Source organism: Aquabacterium sp., from assembly GCF_035476535.1.
Taxonomy (GTDB): Bacteria; Pseudomonadota; Gammaproteobacteria; order Burkholderiales; family Burkholderiaceae_C; genus Pseudaquabacterium.
Genome location: NZ_DATILJ010000030.1, coordinates 1 through 17,949, shown reverse-complemented (window position 1 = coordinate 17,949; position 17,949 = coordinate 1). Strand labels below are relative to the sequence as shown.

Genomic DNA, 17,949 nt, shown 5'->3' with positions numbered 1-17,949 from the left:
GGCGCGCCGCTGGACGGCCTGGCGCGCGGTGGCTGGCAGCTGGCCTGGAGCGATGCGCCCAGCGACAACTTCAAGGCCGGCGAGACCCGCGCCAAGGCCAGCGACTTCAGCGATTCGCTGGGCCTGCGCGTGGCCAGCGACGGCAAGCTGGCCGAGGTGCTGTGGGACGGCCCGGCCTTCCGCGCCGGCCTGGCGCCTTCGGCCACGCTGGTCGCGGTGAACATGCGAAGCTTCACGCCGGACGTGCTGAAGCAGGCCATCGTCGCCAACCAGGACGGCCAATCGCCGATCGACCTGCTGGTGCGCGATGGCACGCATTTCCGGCATCTGCGCATCGATTGGCGCGGCGGCTTGCGCTACCCTCGCCTGGAGCGCATCGCTGGCCGCGAGGACCATCTGTCGGCGCTGCTGAACCCCCGTTGAACGACCAAGGAACACCCCATGAGCTTGCCGAGATGCTTGCCGCTGCTGCTGAGCCTGGGGCTGGCGGCCTGCGCCAGCACCGATTCGAAGCAGGTCAGCAGCGCGGCGGTGACGCCGCTGAACGACTTCAACCTCGTGCAGGCGCCGATTCCGCCAGCGCTGCAGCGCGCACAGCAGCAGCCTTACCTGCCGCCGGCCGACCAGCGCTGCGAGATGCTGGCGGCCGAAGTACGCGGCCTCGACGACGTGCTGGGTCCTGACCTCGATGCACCGGCCAGCCCGACCAACCCCAGCCTGATCGAGCGCGGCAGCAACGCGGTGGGCGACGCCGCCACCGGCGCGCTGCGCAGCGCCGCCGAGGGCGTGGTGCCGTTCCGCGGCTGGGTGCGCAAGCTGAGCGGGGCCGAACGCTACTCACGCGATGTGGCCGCGGCGATCGCCGCCGGCACCGTGCGCCGCGCCTACCTGAAGGGCCTGGCTCATGCGCGCGGCTGCCCGACAACGGCCGCGACCGCTGCCGTGTCGCGCTGAGGCCTTCTCGACGGACACGGACCCGATCTACTGCAGCACTTCCAGCGCCGTCACCGGCCGGGCCTCGTTGCCCCAGGCCGCGCGGATGTAGCTCAGCACGTCGGCGACTTCGGCGGCGCTCAGTTCGTGGCCGAAGGGCGGCATCCCGTATGGCCGCGGATTGCCGGCGGTGGCCGGCGGGAAGCCGCCGTTGATGACCACCAGCACCAGATTGGCAGTCGAGGCCATGGTCACCGCGCGGTTGCCGGCCAGCGGCGGGTAGGCGCCGGGCACGCCGCGGCCATCGGCGCCATGGCAATCGGCACAGCGCCGGTCGTAGAGCTTCTGGCCACGGGTGTTCAGCGCCACGGCTGCCGAGGCCGCCGATGATGCGGGCCCGGACGCCGGCTTCGCGGGCACCGGTGCCTGCGGCAGCGATTGCAGGTAGACCGCCATGGCGCGCAAGTCGCTCTCCTGCAGATGCTGCGTGCTGCGGAACACCACGTCGGCCATCGGGCCTAGCACGCTGCCGCGCGGCGCGGTGCCGGTCTTCAGCAGCTGCACCACCTGCTGCAGGTCCCAGCCGGCCACGCCGGCTTCGGCCGCCGCGTTGAGCGCCGGGGCGTACCAGTCCTGCATCGGAATCGTCGCGCCGCCCAGTTGCTGTTCGTCGCTCTGCGCGCCCAGCAGGTTGCGTGAGGCATGGCAGGCGCTGCAATGGCCCAGGCCACGCACCAGGTAGCTGCCGCGGTTCCATTCGGCCGAACGGCCGGCTTCGGGCTGTTGTGCGGTCGGCGTGAAAAACAGCGCGCGCCAGACCGCCAGCGCCAGCTGGCTGTCGTACGGGAAGCGCAGCGCATGCGGCCGCGGCGCCTGCGCCACCGGCGACAGGCTGCGCAGGTAGGCGTACAGCGCGTCGCTGTCCTCGCGCGTGATGCGTGTGAAGTGCGGGTAGGGGAAGGCCGGGTAGAGCAAGCGGCCGTCGAACGAGCGGCCGTTGTGCAGCGCGCGCCAGAAGTGCGCCGGCGTCCAGCGGCCGAGGCCGGTGTCGGGGTCCGGCGTCAGGTTGCCGGCGTAGACGGTGCCGAACGGTGTCTCGATGCCGCGCCCGCCGGCATAGGCCGTGCCACCGCGGGCGGTGTGGCAGCCGGCGCAGTTGCCGGCCAGTGCGAGGTAGGCGCCGCGCTGCACCTGCGCAGTCGTGGCGCCGAGCGGGGCAGTGTCGGTGAGGGGTGCTTCGTCACGCAGGTTCAGCCACGCCACCGCGGCGGCGGCCAGGCCCACCAGGCCCAGCACGGCAACGCCGGCGATCCAGCGTCGCTTCACTTGGCGGCCCCATCACTGGATCCGCAGCGCATGGGCAGCGCTTCGTTCGGCGCCTCCGCGGGCTTGGCGCCGGGCGGCACGGCTTGCGACGACAGCCAGGCGGCCAGCGCGCTCAGGTCGTCCGCGCTCAGGCGCTCTGCGATCTGCGCCATGCAATCCGGCGCCGCACTGCGCCGCACGCCCACCTTCCAGCGGCCGATCTGCGCGATCAGGTAGTCGCGCGGCAGTGCCAGCAGGCCGGGCGTGGCCGGCTGCATGCCCATCAGCCCGGCGCCATGGCAGGCGGCGCAGGCCGGCAGCTGGCGGCTGGCATCGCCCTGTCGCACCAGCCGCTCGCCGCGCGCGACCAGTGTGGCCGGGGCGCCGGTGGTCTGCGGCGGCGGGTAGGGCAGGTCCAAAGTCGCAAAGTACGCGGCCATTTCCTGCAGGTAGGCGTCGTTCAGGTGTTCGACCAGCCCGGCCATGCGCCCGCCACGGCGGCGCCCGTCGCGGAAGTTCAGCAGCTGGTTGTACAGGTAGCCGGCCGGTTTGCCGGCGATGCGCGGCAGATAGCCTTCGCTGCTGGCGCGGCCCTCCTTGCCGTGGCAGGGCGTGCAGGCCTGCATGCGCTGGGCCATGGTGTCCGGCGCCGAGGCCGCGGGTGCCGCGATGGCCGCGGTGCTGACCAGCAGGCCGGCGACGTGGCCCAGGGCGGTGCGCTTCATGGCCTGCATCATGCCGCGATCAGCGGCTGCCATTCAACAGCGCGGCATAGCCCGCGAAGGCCGAGATGTCGTTGTGCCCGGCCTCAGCCACGGTGTGCACGCTGGCGATGCCGGGTCGGAAGTGCCCGGCCAGCGCCAGGCCATGGGCTGGCGGAATGACCTCGTCGTGCCCAGCCAGGATCAGCCTAGTCGGTGCCGTGACCTGCGGCGCGTGGCGCCAGGACTCGTAGGTGTCGCGCAGCAGCCAGCGCACCGGCAGCCAGGGATAGGCCTGCTGGGCCACGCGCTGCAGGCTGTCGAACGGCGTGACCAGCACCAGTTGCTCGACTGGCCGCCGCGCCGCCAGCCGCACCGCCACGCCGCTGCCCAGGCTGCGGCCGACCAGCGTGATGCGGGCATGGCTGCGCTGCACCTGGTCGTACAGGGCCAGGGCGTCGGCGTGCAGCGCTGTCTCGGTCGGCGTGCCGGTGCTGCCGCTGTAGCCGCGGTAGTGCAGCGCGTAGATTGCGTGCGCGGGGAAGGCCTCGGCGAGGTCCGGCAGGCTGCCCGACACGTCCTCGGCATTGCCGCCGAAGTAGATCAGCGCGCGCGGGCTACCCGGCTGCGCGTGCACGGCCAGGCGCAGCACGGCATCGAGCACCTGCAGCGTCGGCTGGGTGCCGTGCGCCGGCCGGGCCGGCGTCGGAAAGTAGATCATCCCGCGCTGGTTCAGCCACATCAGCCCGCAAACGACGGCGTAGCCGAGCAGCAGGGTCAGGCCGGTGGTCAGCAGCATGCGCTTCATCAGGGTGGGCGACGCGGGGCAGGGCGCACAAGCCTACACCCGCGTTCCGGGGCGCGTGTTCACGGGGGCAGTGCCTGGCTGCGGGCTTGACGAGCGGCCGGGCCGGGCGCCACAGTGCGGACCAGATCAACGAGGGAGTGGGTGGGATGGGCGTTCGCGCATTTGTCGCGCGCAGCGGCTGGAGCAAGACCCCCATCTCGGCGCAGGAGTGGTGGGAAGCTGCTTCTACCCTGCCCGAGCTGGACGTGCATGCCATCCCGGGTGACGGCCCCGTGCGCGCGATGCTGCGCGGCAGCCGTCGGCGCGGGCTGGTGCTGCAGCAAGGCTATGTGTGCGGTGAGCAGGTCGATCGCCGGCTGGTGGCGGTGATGTTCGTGCTGGCCGACCGGCTGGGCGCGCAGGTGTTCAGTGAACATCGCAACGTCTACCGCGATGTGGCGGACTGGGATGCGCGAACCAGTCGCTCAACCCGGACCCGGACGCGGCCGCGCCACCGCGGGATGGTCGCCGAGCGCGCGGCGCTCGACTCGCCGTCCGATGCATCAACCTACGAGGGTGGGGCTTGGTGGCTGCCCTTTCTCGTTGCGGGCGTCGTGACCTGCCTGCTGGCACTGTGGGCGCTGAACTGATCCCGCCGCCTTAGCTCGCCGGGTCGGTGCCGGCCGCGTGGTGATAATCATGCGATGACCGATACCCCCCGCCCCGCGCCCGGGCAGCTGCCGCCGCACCGTCCTCTGACGGACTACTACAGCGACGAGCCCGAGCACCAGCGGTTCCTGCGGCGCATCTTCGACGACACCGCGCCGGACTACGAGCGCATCGAACGGGTGCTGGCCTTCGGTTCGGGTCGCTGGTACCGCCGCGGCGCGCTGCAACGCGCCGGCATCGCGATGGGCGACCGCGTGCTCGATGTCGGCATCGGCACCGGCATGGTCGCGCGCGAAGCGTTGCCGCTGATCGGTGCGCAGGGCCGGCTGGTCGGCATCGACCCCAGCCCGGGCATGATGGCGCAGATCGGCCTGCCTGGCATCGAGCTGGTGCGCGGCCAGGCCGAGGCGCTGCCGCGGCCCGATGCCAGCTGCGACTTCCTCAGCATGGGTTACGCGCTGCGCCACATCTCCGATGTGGCCGCGGCCTTTGCCGAATTCCACCGCACGCTGCGCCCGGGCGGCCGGCTGCTGGTGCTGGAGATCACCCGCCCTGCCGGGCCGATGGCCACGCGGCTGCTGAAGGGCTACATGCGCGCCGTGGTGCCCTTGATCGCGAAGGTCGTCGCACGCAAGCAGCAAACCGCTGAACTCTGGCGTTATTACTGGGACACCATCGAGGCCTGCATTCCGCCCGAAGCGGTGATGGCCGCGCTGCAAGAGGCCGGCTTCACGCAGGTGCGGCGCCATGTCGAGCTGGGCATCTTTTCCGAGTACACCGCGATCAAACCCTCATGAGCATTCCGCAAGCGAACCCTGCGATGAACCAAACCGACAGCTGTGACGTGCTGGTGATCGGCGGCGGCCCCGCCGGCTCCACCGCCGCGGCGCTGCTGGCTCAGCAGGGCCGGCGCGTGGTGCTGGTGGAGAAGGAACACCACCCGCGCTTTCACATCGGCGAATCGCTGCTGCCCTGCAATGTCGGCCTGTTCGACCGGCTGGGCGTGCGCGAGCAGGTCGAGAAGATCGGCATGCCGAAGTTCGGCATCGAGTTCGTTTCGCCCGAGCACAGCTACACCAGCTGCGTCGAGTTCGGCGACGCCTGGGACAAGAGCATGCCGTTTTCGTGGCAGGTGCGCCGCTCCGAGCTGGACGAACTGCTGTTCCGCAACGCCGCGTCGCGTGGTGCCACGACGCTGGAAGGCTGCCGCGTGCGCGATGTGCAGTTCGACGGTGACGGCGCGACCGTGGGCGCGACGATGGACGATGGCAGCCAGCGGCAGTGGCGCACGCGCTTCGTCATCGACGCGTCGGGCCGTGACACCCTGCTGGCCAACAAGTTCCGCATCAAGGACAAGAATCCCGAGCACAACAGCTCGGCGCTGTTCGGCCACTTCCGCAACGCCAAGCGGCTGGAAGGCAAGAAGGAAGGCAACATCAGCATCTGCTGGTTCGAGCATGGCTGGTTCTGGTTCATCCCGCTGGCCGACGGCACCACCAGCATCGGCGCGGTGTGCTGGCCCTACTACCTGAAGTCGCGCGACAAGCCGCTGAAGGAATTCTTTGCCGACACCATCGCGCTGTGCCCGGTGCTGGTCGAGCGGCTGAAGGACGCCGAACTCGTCGACGACGCGGTGCATGCCACCGGCAACTACTCGTACATCGCCCGCCATTGCAGCGGCGAGCGCTACCTGATGCTCGGCGATGCCTTCACCTTCATCGACCCGATGTTCTCGTCCGGCGTTTACCTGGCGATGCACAGCGCCTTCGATGGCGTCGACGTGGTCGCCGCCACGCTGGACCGCCCGCGTGAAGCGGCCAAGGCCCGCAAGCGCTACGAGAAGACCATGCGTGTCGGACCGCGCGAGTATTCGTGGTTCATCTACCGCGTGACCAACCCGACCATCCGCGACATGTTCATGCACCCGGTGAACCCGCTGCGCGTGAAGGAGGCGCTGATGTCGCTGCTGGCCGGCGACCTGTACGGCCGCACGCCGATCAAGCCCTCGCTGTACGCGATGAAGGCCATCTACTACCTGATCTCGATCACCAATTTCCGCCGCACCTTCGCGGGCTGGAAGCGCCACCGCTTCAACATCCGCGACATGGGCAAGCTGCAGGGTGAGACAGTGATCAAGTAGCGCCCTCGGAACGGCCCGCGGCCGCCACCGCTTCGAGCTTCTCGTCGAGCCCGGCGACGCCTTCGAGCTGCAGGCCGAACTGCCGCTGCAGCACCTCGCGCAGCGCTGCGCCGCTGTCCAGCATCTGGACCTCGGCTGTGCCATCGAGACGGTAGCGGGTGAAAACGTGACCGCGCAGCGCGATGCGGCCGCCATCGGCCACCGGCCGCGCCGCCAGCAGCGTGCTGTGGAAGACGGACTCCGGGTGGTGGCAGAGGTACCAGCAGGCCATCTCGAAGTCGCTGACCAGCTGCGGCTGCTGGTCGAAGCTGTAGAGCGCGCGCCACTCGCGCTCGGCCGGGCCGCCCACTTCGGCCTGCAGTGCGTAGAGGCCTTCGCTGTACAGCAGGCGCATCGGGCCATGCGGTGTGCGCTGCGGCACGCGGCGGTCCATGCGCAGCGGCGCGGTCAGCGTGTGGCCGCCGAAGCCGGCGTCGACGATGTAGCGCTGCGCTGCCACGTTCACCGTCAGCAGCATGTGCGTGCGTGGCCGGGTGATCTCGACGGGGATGTTCCAGTGCACCCGCGCGGCCAGGTCGGCCACGGTGAAGCCCATCGCGCGCAGGCCGGCGCCGAGCAGCAGGTTCTGCTCGTAGCAGAAGCCGCCGCGGCGTTCGCTGACCAGCTTGTGCTGCAGCGAGGCCAGGTCCAGCCGCACCGGCCGGCCGAGCAGCGGGTCGAGGTTCTCGAAGGCAATGGCGCTGGCATGCGCACGGTGCACCGCGCTCAAGGTGTCCAGCGAGATCGTGCGCGGGCCGGCGTAGGCGATGCGCTGACAGTAGGCGTCGAGGTCGAAGTCGGTCATGCCCACATGATCGCAGCAACCGGCAAGACCGCGCCGGTGCCATCTGGGGGGTTGTCCGCACTCGGGGTGATTCGATGCCCGGCAGCCGGCTTCGCGGACTACGCCGAAACCACGTGCACCGCCGCCCGCTGGGGCTCGGGCTCCGAATCGAAGCGCTCGAAGCCGGTGTAGCAGAGGAAATGCCGGTTCGATGCGCGGCCGAACAGCGTCATGCCCAGTTGCGTGGCGAGCTCGTGGCCCATCGCGGTGACGCCATTGCGCGAGACGATGATCGGCACGCCCATCTGCGCCGACTTCATCACCATCTCGCTGGTCAGCCGGCCGGTGGTGTAGAAGGTCTTGTCCTCGCCGGTCACGCCGTGCAGCGCCATCCAGCCGGCAATGGTGTCGATGGCGTTGTGGCGGCCCACGTCCTCGACGAACATCAGCATCTCGGCGCCGCGGAAGAGGGCGCAGCCGTGCACCGAACCGGCCTTGCGGTGGATGCTGTTCTGCTGGCGCATCAGCTCCAGCATGCCCACCAGCGTGCCCTGCCGGATGCGTGCATTTTGCGCGTTAGGCAGCTGCACGCCGCCCAGGTGGCCCATCAGCTCGCCGAACACCGTGCCCTGGCCGCAGCCGGTGGTGACGACCCGGCGTGCGGTGCGCGATTCGATGTCGCTGATGCCCGAGCGGGTTTTCACCGCGGCGGCAGCGACGTCCCAGTCGACGGTGATCGACTCGATCTCGTCCACTTGCTCGATCAGCCGCTGGTTGCGAAGGTAGCCCAGCACCAGCAGTTCCGGCATGGCGCCCAGCGTCATCAGCGTGACCAGCTCACGCTTGTCGACATACACCGTCAGCGGCCGCTCGGCGGGAATGGCGATGGGCCGGCGCACGCCGAATTCATCGACGATGGTGATCTCGCGCGTCAGCGTCGCGCGGGCTTCGGTCAGCCAGGGAAGGGTGCGCGGTGCAGCGGAGGGCAGGGCCAGGCTCATGCCCCGAGCTTACTTCTTCGCCGGCATCGCAGCAGCGGGCGTGGTGGTGCTCGGCGGGGCGGCGGCGGTCTTGGGTGGTGAATGGGCGCCGGCGGCCTCGAGCGGCGGCTTGGCTTCGGCCGGCGCGTAGACGAAGGCGCCCGGGTCACTGCAGGCGGGTGTGTCGACCGGCGGTGGCGCCTCCTTGCCGGCTTTCTTCGCCTCGGCGCGGTAGGAGCCCGCCACGCGGTCCATGGCCTTGCAGAGCTGGAAGTCTGCGAGCTTGGCGCTCCAGCCGGTCTTCGCCGCGGTTTCCGCCGCCTTGGCCTTGGCTTCGTCGCTCAAAGCCGGCAGCTTGGCCAGCGCGGCGCTGCCGATGCCGGCCAGCGCCAGCATCGTCACGAGGGTCTTGGGGTTCATGCGCGGCTCCTCGTCGGCGTCAGGTGGGGTGGGGCTGGCCGGACAGTGGCGCCGGCGGCTTGTCCGCCGAGCGCTGTGCCGGGATCTTGCCGGCCTCGATGTCGGCCAGCCACAGCGCGTGGTGTTCACGGGCCCAGGCCTCGTCGACATAGCCGGTGCGCATCGCCTGGAAAGCGCCGCGTGTGCCGATGGTGCCCATGTAGATGTGGCCGAGGAACACCACCACCATCAGCAGCGCCGCGACGGCGTGGATCATGTGCGCCACCTGCATGTCGGTGCGCAGGTAGTCCAGGCCGGGCAGCACCTTGTCCAGCACCAGCCCGGAGCCGACGACCACGCTGCCCAGCAGCAGCACGCCGCCCCAGAAGATCAGCTTCTCGCCGCCGTTGAAGCGCGCCGACGGCGGGTGGGCCCGGCCGATCATGCCGCCGCCCTGCAGCAGCCAGCGCAGGTCGGCCGCGCTGGGCCAGTTGTCGCGCAGGAAGGTCAGGAACACGATCAGCACCGACACCGCGAACAGCGGCCCGGCGAAGTTGTGCGCAGTCTTCAGCACATAGCTCAGGCCGCCGAACAGCGTGCCGCCGATTACCGGCAGCAGGAAGAACTTGCCGAAGGCCATCACCAGTCCGGAGATGGCCAGGATGCTGAAGGCAATGGCATTGGACCAGTGCGCCGCGCGCTCGAAGGGCGTGAAGCGTTCGATGACGCGGCCGGTGGGCGCGTGCTCGCTGCCCAGCGGCCCCTTGCGCCAGTAGAAGATCGCAATCGCCAGCAGCGTGATGATCACCAGCGCGCCGCCATAGGGCAGGATCCACTTGTTGCGCACCTGGCGCCAAGCCTCGCCGGCATTGTTCCAGCGCACCCCCGGGTACTGTACGAAGGGCTGGATCAGCACGCCCTTCTCGGCGCCGGGCAGGTTGCTGGTGCCGGCCTGGTTGCCGGACTCGCGCACCGCGCGCCAGAACGGCGCGTTGTTGCCGGGCTGGCTCTTTGCGCGCTGCGCGTTGGTGTCGTCGGGTTTGGGCTCGGGGGCCGAGCTGGTGGCGGCCGGCGGCTGCGCGGCGGCCTGGGCCATCACGCTGCCATGGCACAGCAGCAGGGCCGAAGCCAGCACCAAGGTTCGGATCAGGATCTGCATCACTGCTCCCTGGAATGCGTGCTCACGGTTTGGCGGCCGCGCGCGAGTATTCGTTCTGGCCCTGGACGCGGATGCGCATCTGCTGCTCCCAGCTGGCCTGGTCATCCGAGTTCCAGCCCTTGACCACGTCGCTCTTGTTGACCGGTTGGTGCCAGGCCTTCTGATCGGACTTGCGGGCCGTGCCGTCGGCACTTTGCGGCCGCTCGGCACAGCCCGGCAACACCAGTCCGGCCAGCACTGCCAGCATCACGTGCCCAACACGCCCTCTCATGATTTCGTGCCCTCGGCCTTGGGTTGCGGCGCGGCTCCGCCGCTCGGCGCACCCTGCGTCGGCTTGCCGTAAGCCGTGCCCCAGCCCCAGACTTCGCTGCCCTTGCCGCGCACCAGCACGCGGTTGCGGAAGATGTCGGCCACCACGTCGCCGTCACCGCCCAGCAGGGCCTTGGTCGAGCACATCTCGGCGCAGGCCGGCAGCTTGCCTTCGGACAGGCGGTTGCGGCCGTACTTCTCGAACTCGGCCTCGGAGCCGTTTTCTTCCGGCCCGCCGGCGCAGAAGGTGCACTTGTCCATCTTGCCGCGCAAGCCGAACTGGCCATTGGTCGGGAACTGCGGCGCGCCGAACGGGCAGGCATAAGAGCAGTAGCCGCAGCCGATGCAGACATCCTTGTCGTGCAGCACCACGCCTTCATCGGTGCGGTAGAAGCAGTCCACCGGACATACCGCCATGCACGGCGCATCGCTGCAATGCATGCAGGCCACCGAGATGCTCTTCTCGCCGGGGATGCCGTCATTCAGCGTGACGACACGCCGGCGGTTCACGCCCCAAGGCACGTCGTGCTCTGCCTTGCAGGCGGTGACGCAGCCGTTGCATTCGATGCAGCGTTCAGAGTCGCAGACAAACTTCATTCGAGCCATGGTGGGTCTCCTGGCGGCCGATCAGGCCGTGGCCTTTTCGATCTGGCAGACCGTCGTCTTGGTCTCTTGCATCATCGTCACGCTGTCATAGCCGTAAGTCGTCGCGGTGTTGACCGATTCGCCGCGGATCACCGGTTTGGCGCCGTCCGGGTAATACGGCGCCAGATCGACACCGCCCCAGCGGCCCGAGAAATGGAAGGGCAGGAACACCGTCTCGGCATCGACCCGCTCGGTGACCAGCGCCTTCACCCGCATGCCTTTGAATTCGGGCACCGCCAGCATCGGCGGCGTCTTGATCCACACATATTCGCCGTTGCGAATGCCACGATCGTTGGCGGCCTTCGGGTTGATCTCGACGAACATGTCCTGCTGCAGTTCGGCCAGCCAGGGGTTGGAGCGCGTCTCTTCGCCACCGCCTTCGAACTCGACCAGCCGGCCCGAGGTCATGATCAGCGGGAAGGTCTTGCCGATGTCCTTGTTCTTGTCCTGCACGGTCTTGTACAGCGTGGGCAGGCGCCAGAAGGCCTTCTTGTCGTCGTGCGTCGGGTACTTGGCGATGAGGTCCGGCTTGTTGCTGTACAGCGGCTCGCGGTGCAGCGGGATCGGGTCCGGGAAGTTCCACACCACCGCGCGCGCCTTGGCATTGCCGAAGGGGTGGCAGCCATGCACCTTCATCACCACGCGCTGGATGCCGCCGGACAGGTCTGTCTTCCAGTTCTTGCCTTCGGCGGCGGTCTTCTCGGCCTCGGTCAAGTCGTTCCACCAACCCAGTTTCTTCAGCAGCAAGTGGTCGAACTCCGGGTAGCCGGTGGTCAGCTCGGCACCCTTGCTGTGCGAGCCGTCACCGGCCAGCAGCGAGACACCCTCCCGCTCCACACCAAAGTTAGCGCGGAAGTTGCCGCCGCCGTCCATCACATGGCGGCTGTTGTCGTACAGATTCGGCGAGCCGGGATGCTTCATCTCCGGCGTGCCGTAGCAAGGCCAGGGCAGGCCGAAGTAGTCGCCGTCCAACGAGTAGCCGGTCTCCTTGTCGATGCCGCCCTTGGCGCGCAGCGTCTTGATGTCGAAGACGTTCATGTTGCGCATGTGCGCCTTCAGCCGCTCCGGGCTCTGCCCGGTATAGCCGATGGTCCAGGTGCACTTGTTGATCTCGCGCAGGATCGATTCCGGCTCGGGCTCCATCAGCCCGCCCTTCATCGCGACCATCTTGTAGTTCTTGACCAGTTCCTTGCCGAAGCCCAGCTTGTCGGCCAACTGGGCCATGATCATGTGGTCGGAGCGGCTTTCCCACAGCGGTTCGATGACCCGCTCGCGCCACTGCAGCGAACGGTTCGAGGCGGTGCAAGAGCCGCTGGTCTCGAACTGCGTGCAGGCCGGCAGCAGGTAGACCGCACGGTTGGCGTTCTGGTCCTCGGGCTTGCCCGGCATCGCTGCCATCGCGGCCGTGGCCGAGGGGAAGGGATCGATGACGACCAGCAGGTCGAGCTTGTCCATCGCCTTCTTCATCTCGAGACCGCGGGTCTGCGAGTTCGGCGCATGGCCCCAGAAGAACATGCCGCGCAGGTTGCTGTCCTGGTCGATCAGCTCGTTCTTCTCGAGCACGCCGTCGATCCAGCGCGACACGGTCATGCCCGGCTTGCTCATCATGCCGGGCGCGTACTGCTTCTTGATCCACTCGAAGTCGACGTTCCAGACCTTGGCGAACAGCTTCCACGCGCCTTCGGCCAGGCCGTAGTAGCCGGGCAGCGAATCGGGGTTGGGGCCGATGTCGGTGGCGCCCTGCACGTTGTCGTGGCCGCGGAAGATGTTGGCGCCGCCACCCGAGACGCCGATGTTGCCCAGCGCCAGCTGCACGATGCACGACGCCCGTACGATGGCATTGCCGATGGTGTGCTGCGTCTGCCCCATGCACCAGACCAGCGTCGAGGGCCGGTTCTCGGCCATGATCTTGGCCACCTTGTAGCAGGTGGCCTCGTCGACGCCGCAGGCTTCCAGCACCTTGTCGGGCGTCCACTTCGCAAGCACTTCCTCGCGCACCTTGTCCATGCCGTAGACACGGTTCTCGATGTACTGCTTGTCTTCCCAGCCGTTCTTGAAGATGTGGTGCAGCACGCCGAAGAGGAACGGGATGTCGGTGCCGGAGCGGATGCGCACGTACTCGTCGGCCTTGGCGGCGGTGCGCGTGAAGCGCGGGTCGACGACGATCATCTTGCAGCCGTTCTCCTTGGCATGCAGCATGTGCAGCATCGAGACCGGGTGCGCCTCGGCCGCATTGCTGCCGATGTACATCGCAGCCTTCGAGTTCTGCATGTCGTTGTAGGAGTTGGTCATCGCGCCATACCCCCAGGTATTGGCGACCCCCGCAACGGTGGTGGAGTGGCAGATGCGTGCCTGGTGATCGGTGTTGTTGCTGCCCCAGAAGCTGACCCACTTGCGCAGCAGGTAGGCCTGCTCGTTGTTGTGCTTCGAGGAGCCGACGATGAACACCGAATCCGGGCCGCTTTCCTTGCGCAGCGCCAGCATCTTCTGGCTGATCTCGTCCAGCGCCTGGTCCCAGCTGATGCGCTGGTACTTGCCGCCGACCAGCTTCATCGGGTACTTCAGCCGGTATTCACCATGGCCGTTCTCGCGCACGGCCGCGCCCTTGGCGCAATGCGCGCCCAGGTTGATTGGTGAATCGAACACCGGCTCCTGGCGCACCCAGACGCCGTTCTCGACCACCGCATCGATCGCGCAGCCCACCGAGCAGTGGCCGCAGACGGTGCGCTTGACTTCCACCTTCTTCGCGCTTCCCGGCTTGGCCTCGTCGGCGGCCTGCACCTTTTTGACCAGCAGCAGCTGCGAGGTGGCGATGCCCGCGCCCACACCCAGGCCGGAGCGGCGCAGGAAGGCGCGGCGGTCCATCGTCGGAATGGCGCGCGTCAAGCTGCGGGCCAGGCTGCCGACCAGGGGTGAGTGGGCACCAGCACCGCTGGCGGTGGATGATTTGCGGGTCAACAACATGAGGGGCTCCCGTTCAGGGCACGGACCTTGGCGCTTCGGTGGGGCTCAGACCTTGGCCGTCTGGTCTCAGACCTTGGCCGTCTGGTAGTAGCGCAGCACGTGTTCGGTGAGCTGGTAGCCGCCGCCCTTCTCAGGCGCGGGCTTGGGTTCGGCAGCGGCCGGGTCGACCGGTCTCACCAGCGGCAACACCGCGGCGGTGGCGGCCACGGCACCGGCGGTGCCGATACCGGCAAACAGGCGGCGGCGCTTCAGTTCGGGCGGGCGAGATTGGTTCATGATGGCGCTCCAGGCAGTTGAACCCATGCATGGCATTGCATAGCAACACCTGCATTAGGTGTCAGCGATTACCCGGCTTCAATCCGGTGCGCCCCGGGTTTTCGCGCGACACTTTGTCGCAATTGGCACGACAAACTGTCGTCAACCCTATTGCACCGACCTGCACCGACCTGCAGCGCGCCACCGCCGTGATGCCCAACGAACCCAACCCCTTGCCGCCCGGCACCGAACGCTGGCCCTTGGCCACCGTGCTGGTGGTCGACGACGAGCCGGGCATGCGCAACTTCCTGGAGAAGACGTTGGCGCCGCGCGTCGGCCGCGTGCTGGCGGCCGGTACTGCCGAAGAGGCCGACGAACTGGTGCGCCGCCACCGCTTCGATCTGATCGTGCTGGACATCGCGCTGCCGGGCAAGAGCGGCATTGCCTGGTTGCGCGAGCTGCGTGAACGCGGCCAAGCCAGCGAGGTGGTGCTGATCACCGCCTTCGCCGACCTGGACACCGCCATCGAGGCGCTGCGCGCCGGTGCCAGCGACTTCATCCTGAAGCCGTTCCGCCTGACGCAGATCCTCAACGCGCTCAAGCATGGGCTGGAGCGCGCGCTGCTGCGGCGCGAGAACTGGGTGTTGCGCCGCACGTTGTCGCAGCGCATGCCGGCGGCCGACGGGCTGGTGGGGCAATCGATCGCCATCAAGGGTTTGCAGGCCGCGATCCAGCGCGTGGCCGGCGCTCCGTCCACCGTGCTGCTGACCGGTGAATCGGGCACCGGCAAGGAGCTGGCCGCGCTGGCGCTGCACCGCAACAGCCCGCGCGCGGCGGGCCCCTTCGTGCCGGTGATCTGCGCGACCATGTCGCCCGAGCTGATCGAGGCCGAGCTGTTCGGCCACGCGCATGGCGCGTCCGGACATGCCCATGGCGCGTCCGGACATTCGCACGGCGCGTCCGGCCACGCGCATGGCGTCACCGCCGAGGGCGGCCGCAAGGGCCGCGACGGCCTGTTCGTCTACGCCCAGGGCGGCACGCTGTTCCTCGACGAGATCGGCGAGCTGCCGCCGCCGCTGCAGGCCACGCTGCTGCGCGTGCTGGAAGACCGGCGCATCCGCCCGCTGGGCAGCGAGCAGGAGATCCCGGTGGACGTGCGCATCATCGCCGCCACCCACCGCCGGCTGTCCGATGAAGTGGCGGCCGGGCGCTTTCGCGACGATCTGTACTACCGGCTGCAGGTGGTGGAGATCAACCTGCCGCCGCTGCGTGCGCACAAGGAAGACATCCCCGAGCTGGTGGCGCACTTCATCAACACGCTGTCGCCGCAGCTGGGTGTGCCGCCGATCGAGGTGACGCCCGACGAGCTGGCCTACCTGCAGCAGTACGACTGGCCCGGCAACGTGCGCGAACTGCGCAACCTGATCGAGCGCTCGCTGATCCTCGGCGCGCTGAACGTCTCGGCGCTGTACCAGGGCCTGTCCCGCATGGCCGGCCGGCGCCCGCTGCACGGCACGCCGGCCACGACCGATCTGCACACGCTGGAGAAGCAGCACATCCTGGCGGTGCTCGACGGGGTGGGCGGCGACAAGACCCGTGCGGCGCAGCTGCTGGGCATTTCGCGCCGGACTTTGGAGCGCCGGGTGGCTGAGTGGGGCGAGGGCGGGCACGGTGCGACGCCGTTGCGCTGAGCTTCGTTTGCGGCGGACGACTGCTTGCGGCCCTGTGCGGTCGTTCGGTCGGAGGGCGCTATTCGATGGCGGTGTACTGGGACGTGGCCGGGACTCCGCCCCGGCGGGCGGGTCACTTTGGTGTCCGCATAACTTCGCTGCGCGAAGTGAGCGGACCCCGGCTTTGCTTGCTTCTGGTGGCCCAGAAGAAAGTAACCAAAGAAGAGGGCCTAAAACCCAACGTTCATTTGTGCCTCCGCACGCGCAGTCCTGTAGCGCCACTGGCGGCATCCCAGTGGCATTCTCAATACCCCGAACCGTCGGTCACCAGATTGGCAGTGAACACACTCTGGCATTCGAAAGCGGGGCGCCGCTCTTTCTGCTCGCCGGGCGCCTTGCGCCCATTCGTGCAAACCACTGCAAGCTTTCCAATGCCAGTGCGGCTTTATTGCCAATCTGGTGACCGACGGTTCGGGGTATTAAGAATGCCAGGGGCGTGTTCACAATTGTGCCTCCGTGCTGGAGTGACGGAGGCACTGATGAACGTTTGGTTTTCAGACCCTCTTTCTTGGTTACCTCTTTCTGGGTCAGCAGAAAGAAGTGACCCGCCCGCCGGGGCGGAATCCCGGCAACTCTCCAGTACTCGGTCATCGAACATCGCCTCTCAAAACCAGAATCGAACGGCCGCAACGGGCCGCCAGCCGCCGTCAGCAGCAAACGATAGTCAGCGCGAAGGCATCGCGGCGGAGCTGATGACGTGAATCCTCGTCACTGGCCCATCCGCCACAAGCTGCTGGCACTGGCGCTGCTGCCCTTGCTGGGCGTGCTGCCGCTGCTCGGCCTGGTGCTGCTGCTGTGGGCCAATGTGGCGCTGGACAAGCTGCTGGTCACCAAGGTGCGGGCCGACCTGGCGGTGGCGCATGGCTACTTCGAACGCGTGCTCAACGAGGTGGCGGCTAGCACGCGGGCGGTGGCCGATTCGCATGCGCTGCAGCGCGCGCTGGCGGGCTGGTCGCCGGGCCAGTCGCCGCCGGCCGAGTTGCAGGTCTTGCTGCAACGCTTCAAGCATCGCGAAGGGCTGGACTTCATCAACCTGCGGGCACCCGATGGCACGCTGGTGTTGGCCGATTTCGGCGCGGCACCGGGCGTCGCGCCGCTGCCCTTCGCCGGCACCGATGGCGGCCGCGTGACGGCTTCGGTGGCCGTGCTGCCGCCGGCCGAGCAAGGCCTGCTGGCGGCGCCGCTGCGCGAGCGCATCAGCGTGCCGCTGGTGGCCACGCGCAATGCGCAAGCGACCGCGCGCACCCATGAAGACCGGGCCATGGTGGTGCGCGCCGGCGCGCCCATCGTCGACCCCGCGGGCCGGGTCATCGGCCGGCTGCAGGCCGGCGTGCTGCTGAACCGCAACCTGCCCTTCATTGACCACATCAACGACATCGTCTACCCCGAGGGCAGCCTGCCGTTCGCGCAATGGGGCAGCCGCGGCACCGCGACGCTGTTCCTCGACGACGTGCGCATCTCGACCAATGTGCGGCTGTTTGGGTCCGCAGGCGAAGAACGCGCCATCGGCACCCGCGTCTCCCAAGCCGTGCGCGAAGCCGTGCTGGGCCGCGGCGAGACCTGGCTGGACCGTGCCTTCGTCGTCGACGACTGGTATGTCTCGGCCTACGAGCCGCTGGTCGACAGCGCCGGGCAGCGCATCGGCATGCTCTACGTCGGCTACCTCGAGAAGCCCTTCACCTGGCTGAAGTACGGCGTGCTGGCCGGCATCGGCGGGGTGTTCTTCGCGGTGATGATCTTCAGTGCCTGGGCGGCCGTGCGCTGGGCGCGCAGCATCTTCCGGCCGCTGGAGCAGATGGCGTCGACGATGCAACGTGTTGAGGCGGGTGCGCTGGAGGCCCGCGTCGGCACGGTCTCCAACCGCGACGAGATCGGCGCGCTGGCCGGGCACCTGGACCACCTGCTCGACACCATCGACGACAACACCCGCGAGCTCAGGCGCTGGAACAGCGAGCTCGATGCCAAGGTGGCCGAGCGCACCCGCGCGCTGGAGGCCGCGCAGCAGCAGCTGCTGCGCAGCGAGAAGATGGCCGCGGTGGGCCAGCTCACCGCCAGCATCGCGCACGAGGTGAACAACCCGATCGCGGTGATCCAGGGCAACCTCGATCTGGCGCGTGAACTGCTGGGCGACGATGCCCGCAAGGTGGCCG

General features: G+C 68.5%; 17 protein-coding genes and 1 pseudogene. 7 read left to right on the top strand and 11 right to left on the bottom strand.

Annotated features, from left to right (window positions below; genetic code table 11):
- Nucleotides 1–423 (top strand): annotated as a pseudogene (locus VLK61_RS03710) (peptidase M61); the annotation flags it as partial.
- A gap of 18 nt (nucleotides 424–441) precedes the next feature.
- A complete protein-coding gene (locus tag VLK61_RS03705) occupies nucleotides 442–954 on the top strand; it encodes a hypothetical protein (protein ID WP_325418432.1) in 513 nt (170 codons plus the stop codon).
- Between the two features lie 27 nt (nucleotides 955–981).
- Here VLK61_RS03705 and VLK61_RS03700 read toward each other — a convergent pair whose 3' ends face one another.
- Genes VLK61_RS03700 through VLK61_RS03690 form a run of 3 tightly spaced genes read right to left on the bottom strand, consistent with a single transcriptional unit; the run spans nucleotide 982 to nucleotide 3,738 of the window.
- Complete coding sequence (locus tag VLK61_RS03700) at nucleotides 982–2,259, bottom strand: cytochrome c (RefSeq protein ID WP_325418430.1); 1,278 nt, start codon at nucleotides 2,257–2,259, stop codon at nucleotides 982–984.
- Nucleotides 2,256–2,963, bottom strand: coding sequence for a c-type cytochrome (locus VLK61_RS03695; protein WP_325418428.1), 708 nt, complete (start codon nucleotides 2,961–2,963; stop codon nucleotides 2,256–2,258). Before VLK61_RS03695 ends, VLK61_RS03700 begins: the two co-directional genes overlap by 4 nt.
- Before the next feature lie 19 nt (nucleotides 2,964–2,982).
- A complete protein-coding gene (locus VLK61_RS03690; protein ID WP_325418426.1) occupies nucleotides 2,983–3,738 on the bottom strand; it encodes an alpha/beta hydrolase in 756 nt (251 codons plus the stop codon).
- Nucleotides 3,739–3,833: 95 nt separating this feature from the next.
- Between VLK61_RS03690 and VLK61_RS03685 the strand changes: the two genes are divergently transcribed.
- From VLK61_RS03685 to VLK61_RS03675, 3 genes are read left to right on the top strand one after another with little or no spacing between them, the layout of a single operon-like run.
- Nucleotides 3,834–4,376 carry a hypothetical protein gene (locus tag VLK61_RS03685; RefSeq protein ID WP_325418424.1) on the top strand — a complete coding sequence of 181 codons (543 nt, stop codon included), beginning with the start codon at nucleotides 3,834–3,836 and terminating at the stop codon, nucleotides 4,374–4,376.
- A 54-nt stretch (nucleotides 4,377–4,430) separates the two neighbouring features.
- Nucleotides 4,431–5,192 (top strand): class I SAM-dependent methyltransferase, encoded by a 762-nt coding sequence (locus VLK61_RS03680; RefSeq protein WP_325418422.1) that lies wholly within the window; start codon nucleotides 4,431–4,433, stop codon nucleotides 5,190–5,192.
- The gene (locus VLK61_RS03675; RefSeq protein WP_325418420.1) at nucleotides 5,189–6,535 is read left to right on the top strand and encodes an NAD(P)/FAD-dependent oxidoreductase; all 1,347 of its coding nucleotides are present in this window, start codon (nucleotides 5,189–5,191) and stop codon (nucleotides 6,533–6,535) included. Before VLK61_RS03680 ends, VLK61_RS03675 begins: the two co-directional genes overlap by 4 nt.
- Here the strand turns inward: VLK61_RS03675 and VLK61_RS03670 are convergent.
- The 8 genes from VLK61_RS03670 to VLK61_RS03635 all read right to left on the bottom strand — a co-directional run bounded on the left by VLK61_RS03670 (nucleotide 6,528) and on the right by VLK61_RS03635 (nucleotide 14,090).
- Nucleotides 6,528–7,379, bottom strand: a complete 852-nt coding sequence (locus VLK61_RS03670) for an arylamine N-acetyltransferase family protein (protein WP_325418418.1) — start codon at nucleotides 7,377–7,379, stop codon at nucleotides 6,528–6,530. The two genes, VLK61_RS03675 and VLK61_RS03670, sit on opposite strands and share 8 nt — an antisense overlap.
- Before the next feature lie 98 nt (nucleotides 7,380–7,477).
- Nucleotides 7,478–8,359, bottom strand: a complete 882-nt coding sequence (locus VLK61_RS03665; RefSeq protein WP_325418416.1) for a formate dehydrogenase accessory sulfurtransferase FdhD — start codon at nucleotides 8,357–8,359, stop codon at nucleotides 7,478–7,480.
- A 9-nt stretch (nucleotides 8,360–8,368) separates the two neighbouring features.
- Complete coding sequence (locus VLK61_RS03660) at nucleotides 8,369–8,758, bottom strand: hypothetical protein (RefSeq protein WP_325418414.1); 390 nt, start codon at nucleotides 8,756–8,758, stop codon at nucleotides 8,369–8,371.
- Nucleotides 8,759–8,777: 19 nt separating this feature from the next.
- Nucleotides 8,778–9,896 (bottom strand): formate dehydrogenase subunit gamma, encoded by a 1,119-nt coding sequence (locus tag VLK61_RS03655; protein ID WP_325418412.1) that lies wholly within the window; start codon nucleotides 9,894–9,896, stop codon nucleotides 8,778–8,780.
- A gap of 22 nt (nucleotides 9,897–9,918) precedes the next feature.
- Nucleotides 9,919–10,167, bottom strand: coding sequence for a hypothetical protein (locus VLK61_RS03650; RefSeq protein WP_325418410.1), 249 nt, complete (start codon nucleotides 10,165–10,167; stop codon nucleotides 9,919–9,921).
- Nucleotides 10,164–10,811, bottom strand: coding sequence for a formate dehydrogenase FDH3 subunit beta (gene fdh3B, locus VLK61_RS03645; protein WP_325418408.1), 648 nt, complete (start codon nucleotides 10,809–10,811; stop codon nucleotides 10,164–10,166). The genes VLK61_RS03650 and fdh3B overlap by 4 nt, the downstream gene beginning before the upstream one ends.
- A 21-nt stretch (nucleotides 10,812–10,832) precedes the next feature.
- Nucleotides 10,833–13,814, bottom strand: a complete 2,982-nt coding sequence (locus VLK61_RS03640) for a formate dehydrogenase subunit alpha (RefSeq protein WP_325418406.1) — start codon at nucleotides 13,812–13,814, stop codon at nucleotides 10,833–10,835.
- A gap of 66 nt (nucleotides 13,815–13,880) precedes the next feature.
- On the bottom strand, nucleotides 13,881–14,090 hold the full coding sequence (locus tag VLK61_RS03635; protein WP_325418404.1) for a formate dehydrogenase: 210 nt from the start codon (nucleotides 14,088–14,090) through the stop codon (nucleotides 13,881–13,883).
- Nucleotides 14,091–14,281: 191 nt separating this feature from the next.
- Between VLK61_RS03635 and VLK61_RS03630 the strand changes: the two genes are divergently transcribed.
- Both VLK61_RS03630 and VLK61_RS03625 read left to right on the top strand, forming a co-directional pair.
- On the top strand, nucleotides 14,282–15,760 hold the full coding sequence (locus tag VLK61_RS03630) for a sigma-54-dependent transcriptional regulator (protein ID WP_414636765.1): 1,479 nt from the start codon (nucleotides 14,282–14,284) through the stop codon (nucleotides 15,758–15,760).
- 736 nt (nucleotides 15,761–16,496) lie between these two features.
- Nucleotides 16,497–17,949 (top strand): cache domain-containing protein (locus VLK61_RS03625; RefSeq protein ID WP_325418401.1); only part of this gene is annotated, 1,453 nt, incomplete at its 3' end.

Excerpts from the sequence above, each read along its gene's own strand:
- VLK61_RS03705 (WP_325418432.1), top strand. The coding sequence starts at position 442 with ATGAGCTTGCCGAGATGCTTGCCGCTGCTGCTGAGCCTGGGGCTGGCG.
- VLK61_RS03695 (WP_325418428.1), bottom strand. The coding sequence starts at position 2,963 with ATGAAGCGCACCGCCCTGGGCCACGTCGCCGGCCTGCTGGTCAGCACC.
- VLK61_RS03690 (WP_325418426.1), bottom strand. The coding sequence starts at position 3,738 with ATGCTGCTGACCACCGGCCTGACCCTGCTGCTCGGCTACGCCGTCGTT.
- VLK61_RS03680 (WP_325418422.1), top strand. The coding sequence starts at position 4,431 with ATGACCGATACCCCCCGCCCCGCGCCCGGGCAGCTGCCGCCGCACCGT.
- VLK61_RS03675 (WP_325418420.1), top strand. The coding sequence starts at position 5,189 with ATGAGCATTCCGCAAGCGAACCCTGCGATGAACCAAACCGACAGCTGT.
- VLK61_RS03670 (WP_325418418.1), bottom strand. The coding sequence starts at position 7,379 with ATGACCGACTTCGACCTCGACGCCTACTGTCAGCGCATCGCCTACGCC.
- VLK61_RS03665 (WP_325418416.1), bottom strand. The coding sequence starts at position 8,359 with ATGAGCCTGGCCCTGCCCTCCGCTGCACCGCGCACCCTTCCCTGGCTG.
- VLK61_RS03660 (WP_325418414.1), bottom strand. The coding sequence starts at position 8,758 with ATGAACCCCAAGACCCTCGTGACGATGCTGGCGCTGGCCGGCATCGGC.
- VLK61_RS03655 (WP_325418412.1), bottom strand. The coding sequence starts at position 9,896 with ATGCAGATCCTGATCCGAACCTTGGTGCTGGCTTCGGCCCTGCTGCTG.
- VLK61_RS03650 (WP_325418410.1), bottom strand. The coding sequence starts at position 10,167 with ATGAGAGGGCGTGTTGGGCACGTGATGCTGGCAGTGCTGGCCGGACTG.
- fdh3B (WP_325418408.1), bottom strand. The coding sequence starts at position 10,811 with ATGGCTCGAATGAAGTTTGTCTGCGACTCTGAACGCTGCATCGAATGC.
- VLK61_RS03640 (WP_325418406.1), bottom strand. The coding sequence starts at position 13,814 with ATGTTGTTGACCCGCAAATCATCCACCGCCAGCGGTGCTGGTGCCCAC.
- VLK61_RS03635 (WP_325418404.1), bottom strand. The coding sequence starts at position 14,090 with ATGAACCAATCTCGCCCGCCCGAACTGAAGCGCCGCCGCCTGTTTGCC.
- VLK61_RS03630 (WP_414636765.1), top strand. The coding sequence starts at position 14,282 with ATGCCCAACGAACCCAACCCCTTGCCGCCCGGCACCGAACGCTGGCCC.